Origin of the sequence: Marinomonas sp. S3726, from assembly GCF_000967665.1 — a bacterium.
Taxonomy (GTDB): domain Bacteria; phylum Pseudomonadota; class Gammaproteobacteria; order Pseudomonadales; family Marinomonadaceae; genus Marinomonas.
This window is the reverse complement of record NZ_JXYC01000022.1, coordinates 39,372-54,771: the sequence shown is the minus strand read 5'-3', so window position 1 is coordinate 54,771 and position 15,400 is coordinate 39,372. Positions and strand designations below refer to the sequence as shown.

General features: G+C 40.1%; 16 protein-coding genes. 7 read left to right on the top strand and 9 right to left on the bottom strand.

The genetic code is table 11. From position 1 onward, the window contains the following. Positions 1 to 25 precede the first annotated feature (25 nt). The 3 genes from TW85_RS16910 to TW85_RS16900 all read right to left on the bottom strand — a co-directional run bounded on the left by TW85_RS16910 (position 26) and on the right by TW85_RS16900 (position 3,617). Complete coding sequence (locus TW85_RS16910; RefSeq protein ID WP_046018314.1) at positions 26 to 2,170, bottom strand: methyl-accepting chemotaxis protein; 2,145 nt, start codon at positions 2,168 to 2,170, stop codon at positions 26 to 28. A gap of 292 nt (positions 2,171 to 2,462) precedes the next feature. Beyond that, on the bottom strand, positions 2,463 to 3,119 hold the full coding sequence (locus TW85_RS16905; protein WP_046018313.1) for a transporter substrate-binding domain-containing protein: 657 nt from the start codon (positions 3,117 to 3,119) through the stop codon (positions 2,463 to 2,465). Positions 3,120 to 3,311: 192 nt separating this feature from the next. Next, positions 3,312 to 3,617, bottom strand: coding sequence for a monooxygenase (locus TW85_RS16900; RefSeq protein ID WP_046018312.1), 306 nt, complete (start codon positions 3,615 to 3,617; stop codon positions 3,312 to 3,314). A gap of 152 nt (positions 3,618 to 3,769) precedes the next feature. Between TW85_RS16900 and TW85_RS16895 the strand changes: the two genes are divergently transcribed. After that, complete coding sequence (locus tag TW85_RS16895) at positions 3,770 to 4,690, top strand: LysR family transcriptional regulator (RefSeq protein ID WP_046018311.1); 921 nt, start codon at positions 3,770 to 3,772, stop codon at positions 4,688 to 4,690. Positions 4,691 to 4,957: 267 nt separating this feature from the next. Beyond that, the gene (locus tag TW85_RS16890; protein WP_046018310.1) at positions 4,958 to 5,773 is read left to right on the top strand and encodes an SDR family NAD(P)-dependent oxidoreductase; all 816 of its coding nucleotides are present in this window, start codon (positions 4,958 to 4,960) and stop codon (positions 5,771 to 5,773) included. 76 nt (positions 5,774 to 5,849) lie between these two features. Here TW85_RS16890 and TW85_RS16885 read toward each other — a convergent pair whose 3' ends face one another. After that, positions 5,850 to 7,106, bottom strand: coding sequence for an MFS transporter (locus TW85_RS16885; protein ID WP_046018309.1), 1,257 nt, complete (start codon positions 7,104 to 7,106; stop codon positions 5,850 to 5,852). A gap of 125 nt (positions 7,107 to 7,231) precedes the next feature. On the opposite strand from TW85_RS16885, the gene TW85_RS16880 reads away from it, so the two are divergent. From TW85_RS16880 to TW85_RS16870, 3 genes are all read left to right on the top strand, one after another. Continuing rightward, positions 7,232 to 8,170, top strand: coding sequence for a LysR substrate-binding domain-containing protein (locus TW85_RS16880; RefSeq protein WP_046018308.1), 939 nt, complete (start codon positions 7,232 to 7,234; stop codon positions 8,168 to 8,170). Positions 8,171 to 8,403: 233 nt separating this feature from the next. Beyond that, entirely contained in the window at positions 8,404 to 9,057 is a 654-nt protein-coding gene (locus tag TW85_RS16875; RefSeq protein WP_343251982.1) for a HupE/UreJ family protein, read from the top strand. A gap of 9 nt (positions 9,058 to 9,066) precedes the next feature. After that, complete coding sequence (locus tag TW85_RS16870) at positions 9,067 to 9,783, top strand: hypothetical protein (RefSeq protein ID WP_046018307.1); 717 nt, start codon at positions 9,067 to 9,069, stop codon at positions 9,781 to 9,783. 105 nt (positions 9,784 to 9,888) lie between these two features. Here the strand turns inward: TW85_RS16870 and TW85_RS16865 are convergent, their stop codons facing one another. Then, on the bottom strand, positions 9,889 to 10,878 hold the full coding sequence (locus TW85_RS16865) for a zinc-dependent alcohol dehydrogenase family protein (RefSeq protein WP_046018306.1): 990 nt from the start codon (positions 10,876 to 10,878) through the stop codon (positions 9,889 to 9,891). Between the two features lie 167 nt (positions 10,879 to 11,045). Between TW85_RS16865 and TW85_RS16860 the strand changes: the two genes are divergently transcribed. Beyond that, positions 11,046 to 11,936 carry a LysR family transcriptional regulator gene (locus TW85_RS16860; RefSeq protein ID WP_046018305.1) on the top strand — a complete coding sequence of 297 codons (891 nt, stop codon included), beginning with the start codon at positions 11,046 to 11,048 and terminating at the stop codon, positions 11,934 to 11,936. Positions 11,937 to 11,963: 27 nt separating this feature from the next. Here TW85_RS16860 and TW85_RS16855 read toward each other — a convergent pair whose 3' ends face one another. The 3 genes from TW85_RS16855 to TW85_RS16845 all read right to left on the bottom strand — a co-directional run bounded on the left by TW85_RS16855 (position 11,964) and on the right by TW85_RS16845 (position 14,425). Continuing rightward, entirely contained in the window at positions 11,964 to 12,551 is a 588-nt protein-coding gene (locus tag TW85_RS16855) for a Crp/Fnr family transcriptional regulator (protein WP_046018304.1), read from the bottom strand. A gap of 84 nt (positions 12,552 to 12,635) precedes the next feature. Continuing rightward, positions 12,636 to 13,568 carry a DMT family transporter gene (locus TW85_RS16850; protein ID WP_084616392.1) on the bottom strand — a complete coding sequence of 311 codons (933 nt, stop codon included), beginning with the start codon at positions 13,566 to 13,568 and terminating at the stop codon, positions 12,636 to 12,638. Positions 13,569 to 13,570: 2 nt separating this feature from the next. Further along, positions 13,571 to 14,425, bottom strand: a complete 855-nt coding sequence (locus TW85_RS16845; protein ID WP_046018303.1) for an arylamine N-acetyltransferase — start codon at positions 14,423 to 14,425, stop codon at positions 13,571 to 13,573. A gap of 215 nt (positions 14,426 to 14,640) precedes the next feature. Between TW85_RS16845 and TW85_RS16840 the strand changes: the two genes are divergently transcribed. Continuing rightward, positions 14,641 to 14,994 carry a hypothetical protein gene (locus tag TW85_RS16840; protein WP_046018302.1) on the top strand — a complete coding sequence of 118 codons (354 nt, stop codon included), beginning with the start codon at positions 14,641 to 14,643 and terminating at the stop codon, positions 14,992 to 14,994. Between the two features lie 43 nt (positions 14,995 to 15,037). On the opposite strand, the gene TW85_RS16835 is transcribed toward TW85_RS16840, so the two are convergent. Beyond that, positions 15,038 to 15,346, bottom strand: a complete 309-nt coding sequence (locus TW85_RS16835; RefSeq protein ID WP_046018301.1) for a helix-turn-helix transcriptional regulator — start codon at positions 15,344 to 15,346, stop codon at positions 15,038 to 15,040. Positions 15,347 to 15,400: the final 54 nt, after the last annotated feature.

Genomic DNA, 15,400 nt, shown 5'->3' with positions numbered 1-15,400 from the left:
TTTTAGTACGCCCTTTTTTAGGCTTCTATTTTTGTGATACTTGGAACTCACCTACCAAAGAGTTTAATTTCATACTGGATAGACCCACACGTGAAGAACGTCTTTGCAAAGCGGCAATAGAACGTTTCATTTGCTCGGTTGCTGCTCCCATTTCTTGTGCTGTATTGGCATTTTCTTTATTGCTCACGTTAAGCTGAAGAATATCTTGGAACATATTATCGACCAGTTCATACAAGCGATTATTCTGATCATTCTCCTGCTCATTGACTAACAGGCTCTTATCAACATTCTCCGCTTCTTTTTCCATAAAGTTCACCGCAGATTGCGTCTCTTTTTGAATGCCTTCTAGCATGGTTTGTATTTCTTCTGCCGCACTGGCTGTACGAGATGCAAGGTTTCTCACTTCATCAGCCACCACAGAAAAACCACGACCATGCTCACCAGCTCGTGCCGCTTCTATCGCTGCATTTAAAGCCAGTAAGTTAGTTTGATTAGTTATCTCAGTAATAGTATCGATTATGCTGGCAACTTCATTGGTTCTTTCATCCAAAGATTTAACCGATTCAGCTGTCGTACGCACCACGTCTCTTATCCCTTGGGTACTTTGTTTAACTGCATTGATACGAGATTCAGCCTCTTCAACAACCGTGTCCATCGTTTGCTTTAAGGTTTGAGCTGTATGAGAGGCCTCTTGCACCTCGGCAATCTGCTTCTCGAATACATTGAGCATGGACTCTACGGTAGTTTCTAGATATTCAGATGCTTGGCGGGCTTCCTCATTGGTGTGAATCATAAATTCGTTTGAGCGCTTCACATTGCCACTGGCAGAGATAACTTGCCCCATGGTGTTATCCAAATTATCAATGAAGCTATTCATCCAGCGGCCCATATCACCCGTTTCATCTGCTTTCAGGCCTTCCTCTTCTAGCCTTTGCTTTAAGTTGCCCTCACCTTCTGCGATTGTCTGTATGACATTCGTCATTTGAGTTAAATGCTCACTCACATCTTTGGGGCCAAATAAATGGAAAACATAACCTGCTAAAATCAAGCTTGAACCCGTTAAGCCTGCAATCAAAAGAGTGGAAAGATCGGTAAATGAGGTTAGGCCAATTTGCAGGGCAAGTGGAATACTGGCCGCAATTGCGTAGCCTTTCATCAAGCGTAGGTTGAGTGAACGACGACGATACACTTCTTCCAAATCACCTTCACACATCATGCCCCAAATATCAGGGCTACCTTTTAGCTGAAAAGTGACCCCCTTACCAATGACAGGAATATGTCTGTAATCTGAATAACCTGGATAAGTGACAAAGAGATTCTGCCCATTTTTGATGGTTTCACGAATGCCCGGGTGTAGCTCTTTCGTCGCAGGATCAGTAAAACGTATTTCAAATTCTGTATGTTGATTAACCTTTACGACGCCCCAATCAGTCGTAACACCCGACTTAAGATTTTCACCATGGCTAAAAGTATTATCTTCAAAACGTGAGCGAGATAAGGCAGTACCGGGTAAAATGCCAGCATCAAAATTCGCTTCCACCATGAATAAGTAATTATCACCCGATTCTTTATAAATATGCCCAGCTTCCCTTTGGATCAAATCCCCAAGCACATCATTAGGTACACGAGCACAAACGGCCCCTAGTACTTGATCACCACGCTTAATCGGCAAGTAAAACATTAAGGTAACAGCATCATGAAACTTAGAACTTGTAGGTCCTATTTTCAGGGTATTCTGATCAATATAAGGGCCATGAAGAAATGGTGCAGTAAGCCCTTGAGATAAAGCATTCGCATTCAAATCTTGTTGATTTTTATGAGCTTTGTAAGTGGAGTTGATCACCTTGCCTTGATTATCAACCACAAAATACTCTGACACATCACGGGCAAGTTTTAGCCTTTCTTCTAACACGCTTAAATCAATGACTGGGTAGGATTCTGAAAAGATTTCTAATAAAACATCAAGATGGGACCATTGGCTGTTCACCCAAGTATTTAATAACTTTACTCGAGTATTGGCGATGCCTTCAAAGGTCTGTTCAACGGCTGGATAAATCCCTTTATTCAAATAACAGGACCAAGAAAGTGAAAGTTTGCCATTGTCACCAAACCAAGGAAGCCAGCTTTTTTCTGCTTGGGTTAAGGACATGAGTGAACTTTTAAGTGCCATGTGTGCTCCATTTTGTTTTTATATACAAAACGAAACAAAGCAATAGACTTGCCAACAGATAAATTAACTCTTATTTAACAATTAGTTAAAACATTCCACTAAATAAAAGATATACGACACTATCTTTAATCATTGGAGTAAGTAACAAAGTGTATATAAGAAAGACATAAGTAGATATTTAGCACCAAATCAATGCATGAAAGAGCAATATTAGTGCGTATTTTTTATTGATAGGCTTCCTATTTAAATAATAGTCTTGGATAAGGGCAGCCCCTTATCCAAGGAGTTAGATTCAAATAGCGTCATTTAGCTTCTTAATTAAAGCTTGGTTTTCTGGTGTATCTTTACATAAAAGGCTGTCTTCATGTGACGCGACAGGCGAGGTTTTAGTATGAGGAAATGGGTCTTTACCCGCTGAATAAAAAGCATCATAAATATCCGGAGTATAAGCAACCATATAATCTAAACTGCCTCTCTCAAGTTTTTTAATGTTTTTCGTCAGCTGATCAACCTTCATAAAACGAGCCCCTGAAGACTCAACATGATTACCATAAGGCATGCCTTTTCTCGCCCCTACTTTTTTCCCCTTTAATAAAGCAACATCATTAATCGCAGCGTCACCCGGTTTAGAGAAAATAAAGATTTGTGCGGTAAACATAGGGATACTGACAATGTGTCCGTCACCATATTCATAAAAGTCTGGGTTCTTGTTAGCCGGGCTGATACAACAATCCGTGCAGCTATCATAAGCATTCACTGCCCGTGCTGGCGGCATGATGAGCACATCTCGCCCGGTTGCATCACGAATCATAACATCATAAATACCCTGTCCATCATTATTGTGTAACCCAGGAATATCTATCCCTATTATGGTTTGAGCAGAAATACTATTTAAAAAGCTGCTAACAAATAGCAGTAATCCAGAAAATAAAACGTGTTTAGTTAACATCTTGTTTGCTCTCTTGTGTTAATAAAAAGTGTTTAATTGGCATTAAACAAATGGTTTTTATTAAAGCTAGAACAGGCTTAGTTATTCGTCTAGAAACTGGACTGTAAATAAAATGTATAAGAATTAGCCTAAAAAGCAGGACGATGAAAAAGAAAGATTTGGCTCTTTCTTTCTCATCGTAGGGACCTAAAGTTATTGAGTTGGCCCTGAGTTTATTTGGGTCAGACTATCATTAATATCAAAAATAACACCTCGAATATCAGTGATGCCCATTTCACTTAATCGAGCCGAATGCATTTCTAGATAGTTTTGAGCTGATGTTTCATCTTTAAAAAGATAAACCCCACCCCCTAGTTTTTTCTTTTCACTCTCTGTCCAAATTTTCCAAATCATGCCGGGTTCATTGTTAATTGAATGTGCAATGTCTTCTAGCACTGCGCTCATTTCATCACCAAAAGGACCATTAAATTGAAAGTCTACTTGTAATAATTTTTGCATCTAAATCTCTCCAAAACGAATTATTAATAGGCTTTGACACCAACAGACTCGTTTAAAAAGTCAGTGGGTTAATGCCAACAAGGTGATAATACCTTTAACAATTAGACTTAAAAGTTCATAATTTAATCACTTATTGTAGAGAAAATAGACACATGAGATTGAAAAGCACCTTAGAGCAATGGGTGACACTTCAAGCCGTTGAACGCTGCGGTAGCATTCAATCTGCTGCAGAGTCACTCAATAAAAGTCACACTACACTGATTTACGCCATCAAAAAATTAGAAGATCAATTAGGTCTCAGCTTAGTAGAGGTTAAAGGTAAAAAGACCCATTTAACCCAAGAAGGAAAAGCCATTTTAAGACGTGCTGATGCCATGATAGAACAGGCACAGCAATTAGAAATAATCAGCCAACAGCTGCAAGCAGGTACTGAAACAGAAATAACCTTATCCATAGATCATTTATGTGACCCCAATTGGATCTATCCAGTATTGGCTCGTTTTTATCAGGACAACCCAACAACCTCTATTCAGTTGGTCGAAACCACCTTGTCCGGCACCCAAGAAGCCGTTTTATCCCAAAAAGCCGATATAGCTATCATTAATATTCCAATTACAGACTACCCGGCTGATATATTTGGAAATACTAAGATGCTGGCGGTAATTGCATCACACCACCCCCTGGCTCAAAAAGAAAAGCTCTCTTTTTCGGACCTTAAAACTATCACTCAAATAGTAATTCGTGATGCAGCATTTGAAGCGAATGTCACAGCATTCGAACAAGAAAACAAACAAGAGGATATCAATGTCGGCTGGCTTAAAGCAGAACAGAGACTGACGCTTGATAATTTCGAGCAGGCCCTTAGTGCAGTAAAAGCGGGAGTAGGATTTTGCCGCTTACCAGAGCACCTTATTCAAGCAAATCAAGACAATAAATTAATACAGCTTAAGCTAGATAACTCCGCTAGTTATCAGATACCAACACATATCACATTGCCCAAAGGAGAGAAAACAGGCCCAGCAGCTAGACAGCTCTATGAGCTTCTACTGGCCAGTGCATCTGAGCGTTTATAATAAGAGGTGATAAAAGCTCATGCTGAGCTAATTATCAACAATTTCTATAAAGTCATTCACCCTGAATACCTATTATCATAGGCAGTAAGTGAAAATATACTCTATTCCATGGATTTGAGATCAAACACCTTTAGATAAAAGTGGAAAGCTAACCGTTAAAGAAAGCATACCACTGTGTATTTGATCTCTCCCCAACTCACTAAAAATTGAGCACAAGTCATACTATCTAAAAAGATTGATGATAAAGCTAAGCCTTGGAGAAATGAGATGAGCAAAACAATACTAATCACAGGTGCTACTGATGGTATCGGCCTAGTGACAGCCCGTAAATTAGTAGAATCAGGCCATAAGGTTCTGTTGCATGGCCGTAATGCCAGCAAGCTTGATGCTGTTATGGAATCCTTGGCTGAATATAAAAATCAAATCCAAGGCTATATTGCAGACTTGTCTAACCTAGAACAGGTGACAAAACTTGCCCAAGAACTGTTTAGAACACAGACTCAAATAGATGTTTTAATTAATAACGCAGGGATTTTAAAAGCACCTAAAACTCAAACCCTAGCAGGGTTAGATGTACGCTTTGTTGTAAACACGCTAGCGCCTTACCTTTTAAGCCAAAGTTTAATGCCACTTTTTAACAAGGAAAGTCGAGTTGTAAATCTTTCTTCAGCAGCGCAAGCACCCATTGATATTCAAGGCTTGTTAGGTAATAAAGGTTACCACAATGACATGGCAGCCTATGCACAGAGCAAACTGGCGCTAACTATTTGGTCTAAAGGTTTAGCCGCCGAACATGCAGAAACAGGCCCTTCTTTTATCGCGGTAAACCCAGGCTCCTTGCTAGCGAGTAAAATGGTGAAAGAAGGTTTTGGTGTTGCAGGTAATGATCTAAGCATAGGGGCAAACATCTTAATAAAAGCAGCCTTGTCAGATGAGTTTAGCCAAGCCAGTGGCCAGTATTTTGATAATGATATTGGAAGGTTTTCAGACCCACACCCAGACGCTTTGGATAAAGTAAAAATTGAAACTGTCATGAGTGCTATTCACACACTGGTAAAGCCTCATAGTAATACCTCTCTTTAATGGCTTATCCAGTGAGTAAACTAACCTAAAAAGACAAAAGCATGAGAAACAGGAACGCCCTTAGCTTCACTGTTTCTTATGCTGGTCTACTAACACGCCTTGTCGCCCAAAAGTATGCCGTAATGCTCAACAAAGTTAGCCCAGCCATAACATAATAAGCCGCTGCTAAACCAAACCATTGCACACTTAAACCTGCGATTAAATAAGTGATTAGCCACCAACAATGAGTAAGAGAAAAGTGTGCCGCAAAGTAAGGGGCTGTTTCTTTCCCATGACAGGTTTTAACTATGATTAAACCAGCGGTAGTTTGAATACAGGACATGCCAATTCCCATTGCCAGACAAAATACAATAAAGCCTAGCCAGTTAGCCGCTATTACAGGAATAAAAAAAGCCCAAAAGACGATCAGCATTCCTAGCCAATGAAAGCGAGTAAAACTGAACTTTTTAACCCAGTGAGGCAAGCCTAAAGCAATAAACATAGAGCCTAAACCAACAGCCATCATGGCCATTGCCGTTTCACTCTCACCTCCTTTTAATATGTCATGAACATAAACCACTGTGTTCACAAGCACCATGGCAGAAGCACTTGCCGCCGTTAAATAGGCAAACCAAAGCGCCCTTAAAGAGGGGTTAGACAAGTAATTCTTTAAACCTAACGTTAATCCCTTATAAGAAGCGTTTTTGTCCTTTTCAAGATTTAGATTTACTGACACCAAAGCCTGTTTATCTGCTCTACCAGTTAAAGGTTCAACCCTTTGCTTGCGAGGCATACTGATAAATAAAAGCAAACTTGCAGACACTAAAAAAGAAAAAGCATCAAAGAAAAACACATAACGAAAACTTAGTACTAACAATAATAAGGCTGTAATCATTGGGCTTAGCATCTGCTCTAGATCAAAGGCTAAACGGCTAATACTCAAGGCTTTTAAATATTCATCCTCATCGTCACTTACTTCGGCTAAAAGGCTCTGAAATTGAGGTGTAAACCAAGCCGAACAGGCATGAATAACAAACATTAAGACATAGACTTGCCAGATCTGGGTAACAAAGGGAATAAAGAGAATGAAACCTGCTCGTATCAGATCCAGTAACACAAGACTCTGACGTTTCGCTAACCCTTTAGCTAGTTGAGCAAACACAGGAGATAACAAGATATAGGTGAGCATTTTAATTGCAAAAATAATGCTCAACACCCTCCCTGCATCACTACCAGCAAGGTCATAAGCCAATAAAGCTAAGCACACACTTGTGATGCCAGTTCCCAGTAATGAGACTATCTGAGCACTAAGTAGCCCAAGATAAGGTGAGCGAGGAAAAAGGGCATAAAACATAATGGGTTACTAGGATTGTGATTTTCATTGAAATATACTCCTTACAACTTGATCAATTAAATCGAACATATTCATCAATACTATTAGTTTGTTCGATAATTTGTTTTTTATCGCGAGAAACCTAGATGAAAGAGATAAATTGGCGTGGTGTAGACCTAAATCTATTACTCACTTTCAATGCTTTAATGCAATTCGAGAGCGTATCTGGCGCCTCCAAACACCTTAATTTAGGCCAACCCGCCACCAGCTATAACTTAAAAAGGTTAAGGCAATTATTAAATGATCCCTTGTTCGAACGTCAAGGTCACAAGATGGTGCCAAGCTTTCGAGCAAAAGAAATCGCCCCTCATATCACACACATATTAAGCATAATGACGAATGAGGTTTTACCCCAAGGTGAATTTGACTTTGCCAGTTACGATGGCATCTACAAAATAGGCCTCACAGATTATGCCGAGCAAATATTTGGCCCTGCTCTTTTTGATACCTTGCTAGAGAACTCACCCAACAGCAAAGTCTTATTTAAACCTGCTGACTCACAAAACAGCTTAAATATGCTAGAAAATGGTGAGATAGATTTATGCATAGGTGTGTTTAATCAGCTTCCTGACAACGTCAGCAAAACCTTTCTATACCGAGAAAAGCACTGGTGTATTTTTGATAATAAACAAGTTAAGACTGAGATACCGATTCCGCTAGATGCCTACCTTGAAACACCACAAATTATAGTCACAGCAAATGAAGAGCTAACCAGTAAGGTGGATATCACCTTAAAAAATATGGGTGTTAAACGTAACGTCGTTTTAGGGACCACACGCTTTTTCACTGTTAGACGTATGCTTTCTGGACGTAAGCAACTGGCCGTTGTGGCAGAAATGGTCGGGCGCAGTGACTTAATTCAAGATAAACTTAGCCTGAGCCCACCCCCAATCGATATTCCTGACTTCGACGTGGATATGATTTGTTTAAGTCGGAATGCATCGCACCCAAGACTGGTTTGGCTCGATGAGAAAGTAAAGGCGTTAGTACAAGCGAAAGTCGAAGCCTTAAAACCTCAGCGTTAAACTCAACACCAAATACAAAAGTGAACTAATTACCAATAAATTAGTATCACTGATACTTTTTATAAATATGTTCGATTTCAATGATGAAGGCGTTAGCACTAATATCCTCGGCAACACATTTAGCTTGCGACAGGAGCAACATCTTGAATCGATTACTCAGTACAAAAGGCCGTTGGTTCAGGCCAATACCTTTACCCAAAAAACTTACATTTTTACTCTCTGCTTTTGCCTTACTGCTTATTAGCAGTCTGGCCCAAACGGCATATGCCCATGGTGTCACACTTGGGGATCAAGGTTATATCCAAGAAATCTCAGGGATCAACCTGATTCCTTTCATCTATCTTGGCGCCAAGCACATGGTGACAGGCTATGATCACCTGCTCTTCTTATTTGGCATTATTTTCTTTTTATTTAAACTCAAAGATGTCGGCCTGTATGTCAGTATCTTTGCCATTGGCCACTCTTCTACTTTGCTAATTGGTGTCTTTTTCGATATCTCAGCCAATGCCTATTTGATTGATGCCATTATCGGCCTTTCAGTGGTTTATAAAGCGCTAGATAATTTAAACGCCTTTAAAAAATGGTTTGGTTTTCAGCCTAATACCAAGCTTGCCACGCTGATATTTGGCCTCTTCCACGGCTTTGGTCTGGCCACCAAAATTCAAGAGTTTGAGCTTGCTGAAGAAGGGCTTTTACCCAACCTGATTGCTTTCAATATTGGTGTCGAAATCGGCCAACTACTGGCGCTTTCCCTCATACTCATCTTTATGGGCTTCTGGCGAAAACACCCGAAATTCATGCAACAGGCCTTCATTAGCAACACACTTCTTATGACATCTGGCTTTGTCCTTATGGGCTACCAACTTAGCGCTTATACCTTAAACTAGGAGGAAATTATGACTCTCACACAGGCAAAAAATACCGACGATACGGTTTCAATTTTATCTCTGATAAAAGCCACAATAGCGGCATTTATATCGGCAATAGTCATCTTAGTATGTGTTGTATTACCGGCTGAATTTGCCATTGATATTACCGGAACAGGCAAACTTCTTGGTTTACAAAACATGGGGGAAATTAAACAATCGTTAGCCCAAGAACAAGTAGCGCTTGATCAGAAAGCTCAAATGAGTGCGAAAAATATTGAGCAAAATTCAAATGAACAAGAAACACTGATAAGCCAATCAGCGTCAGTACAAGAAGTAGCTAAACCTAGCTTAGTTAATCAAGATTCTTCAACATTAAACCAAGAAACAAAAAACCAATTAGCACAGAGCCAGCCTACACAAGATAAAACGCTTATGTCAGACACTCTCACTATAGTGTTAGAAAATGGCGAAGCTGCGGAGTTAAAAGTGGCGTTAGCCAAAGGTTTGTATGTTGATTTTGATTGGCGCGCCGATGCTAAAGTCAATTTTGATAACCACGGTGATTCAAACAAGATACGCTATCACCCTTACTCAAAAGGCAAAGGTGTTACCGAGGATAAAGGCCGCATTCAAGCTGCATTTGACGGCTACCATGGTTGGTTCTGGCGTAATCGCTCCGGCAAGCAAGTTAGCTTGACCATCAATTTCACTGGGGAATACACCAAGGTTAAACGGGTTTTATAAGACTTTTACTTAGCCTTAAACAAAATGGCAGATATTTAATTATCTGCCATTTATACACACCTGGTTCAATTTTTAAACGTTAATCACGCGATTAGAAAGCAAAGATTACTCAATTTCAACTACCACTTTACCCATGCCTTCACCACTAGTTAGGCGAGCATAAGCGTCATTAACTTGATCAAAGCCATAACGATTTTCGTCTAATACAGGTGTTAAGCCACCCTCTTCAACAATTTTTGCTAAAGAAGATAAGACCTCAGCATGATCCTGACGCTTATAGTTGTGCAACATAGGAATCAGCATAAAAACAACATGTAATGACAAGCCTTTAAAGTGAGCAAGAGTCAGGTCTAAATCCACCATAGAAACGGTTGAAGCCACATGGCCATTTAACGCAGCCGCTTCAAAAGAGTTAAGCATATTCATACCACCAACCGAATCATAAACAATGTCGAAACCTGCTCCTTGAGTATATTGCTCAACATAGTCAGCAACGGATTCAGTTTGGTAGTTAATCGCTTTTGCACCTAGTTTTTCAATCAAGCCTAACTGGTTATCACCGCCGCCTGTGGAATAAACATCAGCGCCAAAGTAGTTGGCTAATTGCAAGGCAACATGACCTACACCACCAGAACCACCATGAACTAACACTTTTTGACCGGCTTGAATTTGAGCACGCATAAGGCCTTCATAAGCGGTAATACCGACTAAAGGCAGAGCTGCAGCTTCACGCATGGATAAGTTTTTAGGTTTAAGCGCAACGAGATTTGCATCAGCAAGCATGAACTCAGCCAAAGCACCTTGTAAATCAGCTAAACCACCAGCACAACCGTATACTTCATCACCCACTTGGAAATTTTCAACACCTTCACCTACAGCTTCAACGACACCTGCGAAGTCCATTCCTAGTATCGCAGGTAGCGCTGGTGATAAAGGTAAATCAGGCCCCATCAGCTTGATCATGGTATCAACCGTATTCACACTGCTTGCTGCAACTTTCACAAGTAAATTACCCGCTGTCACGGTAGGTTTTACTTGCTCATTGCTTTCAAAAACACTGTTGTCACCGTAAGTTTTCAAGATCATTGCTTTCATAGGTTCACCTTAGATGGAGTATTTCTAGCGTGATATGACACAACTAGTAACGAGTTAAGTGGCTCAGATTCGGGCCAGAAGTAATTAATAAGGAGATTATATGAGCTAGCATTGAAGTTGATAATTAGGCAAAATATGAAATCACTTTATAGCTTTTATTGATAATCATGAATATTGATCACTTAAGACTTTTTGTCCGAATTGCGCAAACCCATAACATTAGCCAAGCAGGACAAGAGCTAGGTTTATCTCCTGCAGTAGCAAGCTCTCACATCAATAAACTTGAGTCAGGCCTTGGGGTAAGGTTGATTCACCGTACTACGCGTAAAGTCTCATTAACGGAAGAAGGGATCGCTTTTTTCCCTCACGCTGAAGATGTCATTGCCAGTGTTGAAGCAGCCCAAGCATCCGTTGGTGCAGGAAAAAGCACTCCCAGTGGCACACTGAGAATTTCAACACCCGCGTCTTTTGGCCGAATGCATGTTTTACCTGCCTTAGCCGACTTTATGGAACGCTACCCTGAGATTAAGATCGACCTTAAACTTTCAGATACCATAGTCGATCTCGTTGAGGGAGGGTTTGATATTGCCATTCGAATCTCGCAGCTCAAAGATTCAAGTTTAATCGCTAAAAAGCTGGCTGATGACAAACGCATACTATGCGCTTCGCCTGGTTATATTAAAAAGTATGGTGTACCGAGTAACCCAGAAGAACTTAATCAGCACCAATGCATTTCTCTCATTGGCCTTGAAGATTGGAGTTTTGAAACAGCAAAAGGTCCAATCAATTTTAAAGTAAAAGGTAAGTTTCGTACGGACAATGGCGAAGCGGTGAGAGATGCAAGCATAAGCGGTATCGGCATTACGATTGGCTCTAAATGGAGCGTCTACAAACAGATTCAATCCGGTGAACTGGTACATATCATGCCAGAGCACCCTCTCATATCAGAAACAGCCATCTGGGCGGTTTATCCAAGCTCACGATTATTAGCCCCTAAAGTCAGGGCCTTTATCGATTACTTTAGTGATTATTTTGGTGATAAACCTTACTGGGAATAAAAACTTCTAAGGCTTTAAATGAGTATATTATGTACGCTTGAGCCTTTGTCTTATGCGGCTTAACGCCACTGGGGTGATACTCAAATAAGAGGCAATTTGTTGTTGGGGTATCTTGTCTTTTAGCTCGGGATAATCAACACAGAAGTCTAGGTAGCGCTTTTCTGCTGAATCTTTCACAAAGCTGCTTTCTTTCTCTTCTTTGAGAATGAATATCTGCTCCATAAAATGGCAATAGCACTCTAAAAAGCCCTTATCTTGTCGCATCTCATCAAAGAAACTGTGCCAAGGGTAAGAAATGATCATGCAGTCCTCAAGAGCTTGGATACCAAATAAGGCCTTTGTGCCTTTTATAGTCGCCCTTGTAGAACCTATGATTCGAGGTGATTTAGCAAAAGACTGAGTATATTCTTTGCCGGTTTCAGACACACTGACATACCGTACTTGTCCTGTGTGTAAGAAATATAAACGATCGACTTTTTCCCCTTGCTGAAATAAGAATTCGCCTTTGCGTATAGGCTGTATTTGCATGGATTGAGTAAAATACTGCCAATCTATGCCATAACCCATTTGATCAAAGTAGTGTTTAAAGCTTGCTTCTAACAGTGCCTTATCCATTCGGCTTCCTTTTTCTAAATACGCTTTAGCTAATTACGCTTTTTCTGGTACTTGTTTATTCATGTCTTCTTTATTTCGGCTTTCCTATGAAGGTTCTACCTCAATCAAAACAAATGCCAGCCATAATAAACCCAAACCTAACATAAAGCCGAGGTTAAATAGCTTATCCAATACGTTATTCGCAAAAGCGCTATAGAGTGCCACCCAAACAGGGATACTGTAAGAGAAAGCTAATAACCGATTCGCTCCAACACTTGCTACCAAATGCTGCTGTAAAATGAAGGTAAACAAGGTCGCAAACACGGTGAGATAAAGGCCGTTAAGCCAAAAACCTTTTGCTAGCCAACGAAGCTTATCAAGCTCTCCCCAGATAAGGGCGATGGGAATAAGCCAAAGCGTACCAAACAGCATTATCATAAAAGCACCTGATAAGGGTGCGAGCTTGCGCCCCCACTTTTGTACACTTACCACATGTATGGCTAATAGCACACAGGCAGCAAGAAAGATGAGATCCCCCCTATTCCAATTCAGTAAACCGAGTTCAGCAACGTTTGAATTTATGTCATTTTGACTATTAAACAACACCAAACAAGCCGCAATCGAGCCTAATATAAAGCCTGATAATTTGATGCCGTTTAACCTTTCACCAAGCCATAGTTTTGCAATAAAAACGCCCATTAAAGGCACCAGAGTATAAAGTACTGAGGTTTTAAGAGGAGTCGTGTATTTAAGCGCCACAAACAGACCAATAAAGAAGCCTACTAAGGCGCCACTTATCAGCACATACTGCAGGCACAATATTCTTGATACAAACAAATCAGATAATGCTTGGGTCCGATTTATTCCCGCCCGCTGCCAGTTAGCAAGCAACAAACCAGAAATCAGTACAAGGGCCAAAACAAAGCGAAAAGCAGTGGTTGCGATTGGGCTAGCAAAGGCTTCCATATTGCCTGATACAACAAAAGAAGATGCCATCAACCAAGCCCAAACCAATAAGCTAGAAACCCCTTTCATCATTTTTAATGGCCTAGCTTAGGCACAAGAAAGCGGTCAAACAAATGCGCCGTAATCGCCTGATCCAGAGCTAAACCAAAGCTCTCTGTTAAAATATTGTGCAATGCATCTGCCGAGTTAACCTGTTCAGTAAGCTCAGTACGTTGACCTGATTCATCGGTAAAACGGGTTAACAACTCATGGTTTTTTAAGGCGATAATCACCTCATCATTTTTTAGACTCACCACCAAATTATTAACAAACCCCGCCTCTGGATATTTATGAGAAAAGAAGTGACTTAACTGGCAATCTGCATCTGAGTAATCCGCTAAATCAAAACGGTATAAAGTGAAGAACTCACCACCTTTAAAGATTTGCACGTCATACTCTAGTGTCTCCAACTGCTTTTGCTCAGACAGTGAGATGATACGATAAGTTTCTCCCCCTATGTTTTGCTCTTTATCTAACTCAAGAGTAAGCGGTAAACTTGGGCCATACGCGCCAAATCCAGTATCAATCAGATAAGTTTCGCCCTGAAGTTTAACGAAGCTAACCCTGTGGGTTCTAGGTGCTTTTTTCTCTTGGTTATAAAGGACACGAGCTAGCTTTAATTGCACTTCATAACCTAATGCACTTAATAATTCATAAGTAAGCTTATTATGCTCAAAGCAATAGCCGCCCAAACCTTGAGTCACTATTTTATGGCTTAAGCTATCTGTGTCCAAAGGTAGCTCTTCCCCCAGTACAACTGCCAAGCTATTAAAGCTGTATTTAGCAATGTGCTTATTTTGCAAAGCTGCAACAAATTCTAAAGAAGGCTCGCCCTCGTGGGTTAGTGCTAAGTCGTCTAGGTAATTTTGTAAACTGCTTGATAAAGTCATGTTCTACTCCTGTAATGTCATTCAATGGATGACAGAATATGGGAGTCAAAGAGAGAAGGAATTAACCCAGGTTAATTTTGAGAAAGTTTTTTAAAACACGCCATTCTTTAAATCTATTTCACCAAAAGCTAATTAAGACTGTTTCAGTTTTTGCACTTTTTCATGCATGAGTATTTCGCTAGCATAAAATGAACATTGTTCAGAAAATTTAATTTATGTTTATCTTTATTAGCGCCTTTATTGCTGGTGCACTTTTACCTCTCATCACCTCTGCGCTAACGTGGAAGTCTGAACCAAAATTAAGCCGTAACCTGTTTATTCTAAGCTGCTTTTTGTACCTGCAAATTTTGGGAGAGATGCTCTTCAAAGTGAATGATTTAGGGGATTACATTAAATACTTATCAGCATTTTTTGTTGGCTTTAGGTTAGTTCACCTAGCTTACATTACTCAATTAGGTATCAACTTAATTAAAAGAGCAAACCCTTTACCTAAGCTACTTCCAATCACCTTAATTCTAAATACTCTTGTCTGGCCCATGGTGTTTATTAGTCTTGTCAGTAAGTTCTAAAGATATTCTCTTCACATAAACTTACTGACATGACTGCCTAAATTCAAAGATTAGAGAGTAAACCAATTAGTCCAGGAAACTCCTCTTCCAACTCTTCCCGCCTTAACTTAGCAAGAGAGTGGTTTCCACGGTCGATATGAGAAATTAAACCCACATCCTTCAATAATTTAAAATGATGAGAGCGTGTGGCCTTAGCCACAGTTAAGCCAAAAGAAGTACAGTGTCTTTCTGCCCCATTTTCATCATTAATGAGATCCACAATGATTTGCAAACGTATTGGATGAGCTAATGCTTTCAGTATTCCTAGCATAGCCTCTTGCTTAGTACTGGTATTTGTTATGTTGTTTGGCATGATTTGATCCTTTTTATAAACGTATCAAAGTATTGACATAAAGTTTTTGCTAAT

What these genes read in the sequence shown, in the direction of transcription:
- TW85_RS16910 (WP_046018314.1), bottom strand. Translation starts at nt 2,170, where the DNA reads ATGGCACTTAAAAGTTCACTCATGTCCTTAACCCAAGCAGAAAAAAGC.
- TW85_RS16905 (WP_046018313.1), bottom strand. Translation starts at nt 3,119, where the DNA reads ATGTTAACTAAACACGTTTTATTTTCTGGATTACTGCTATTTGTTAGC.
- TW85_RS16900 (WP_046018312.1), bottom strand. Translation starts at nt 3,617, where the DNA reads ATGCAAAAATTATTACAAGTAGACTTTCAATTTAATGGTCCTTTTGGT.
- TW85_RS16895 (WP_046018311.1), top strand. Translation starts at nt 3,770, where the DNA reads ATGAGATTGAAAAGCACCTTAGAGCAATGGGTGACACTTCAAGCCGTT.
- TW85_RS16890 (WP_046018310.1), top strand. Translation starts at nt 4,958, where the DNA reads ATGAGCAAAACAATACTAATCACAGGTGCTACTGATGGTATCGGCCTA.
- TW85_RS16885 (WP_046018309.1), bottom strand. Translation starts at nt 7,106, where the DNA reads ATGTTTTATGCCCTTTTTCCTCGCTCACCTTATCTTGGGCTACTTAGT.
- TW85_RS16880 (WP_046018308.1), top strand. Translation starts at nt 7,232, where the DNA reads ATGAAAGAGATAAATTGGCGTGGTGTAGACCTAAATCTATTACTCACT.
- TW85_RS16870 (WP_046018307.1), top strand. Translation starts at nt 9,067, where the DNA reads ATGACTCTCACACAGGCAAAAAATACCGACGATACGGTTTCAATTTTA.
- TW85_RS16865 (WP_046018306.1), bottom strand. Translation starts at nt 10,878, where the DNA reads ATGAAAGCAATGATCTTGAAAACTTACGGTGACAACAGTGTTTTTGAA.
- TW85_RS16860 (WP_046018305.1), top strand. Translation starts at nt 11,046, where the DNA reads ATGAATATTGATCACTTAAGACTTTTTGTCCGAATTGCGCAAACCCAT.
- TW85_RS16855 (WP_046018304.1), bottom strand. Translation starts at nt 12,551, where the DNA reads ATGGATAAGGCACTGTTAGAAGCAAGCTTTAAACACTACTTTGATCAA.
- TW85_RS16850 (WP_084616392.1), bottom strand. Translation starts at nt 13,568, where the DNA reads ATGATGAAAGGGGTTTCTAGCTTATTGGTTTGGGCTTGGTTGATGGCA.
- TW85_RS16845 (WP_046018303.1), bottom strand. Translation starts at nt 14,425, where the DNA reads ATGACTTTATCAAGCAGTTTACAAAATTACCTAGACGACTTAGCACTA.
- TW85_RS16840 (WP_046018302.1), top strand. Translation starts at nt 14,641, where the DNA reads ATGTTTATCTTTATTAGCGCCTTTATTGCTGGTGCACTTTTACCTCTC.
- TW85_RS16835 (WP_046018301.1), bottom strand. Translation starts at nt 15,346, where the DNA reads ATGCCAAACAACATAACAAATACCAGTACTAAGCAAGAGGCTATGCTA.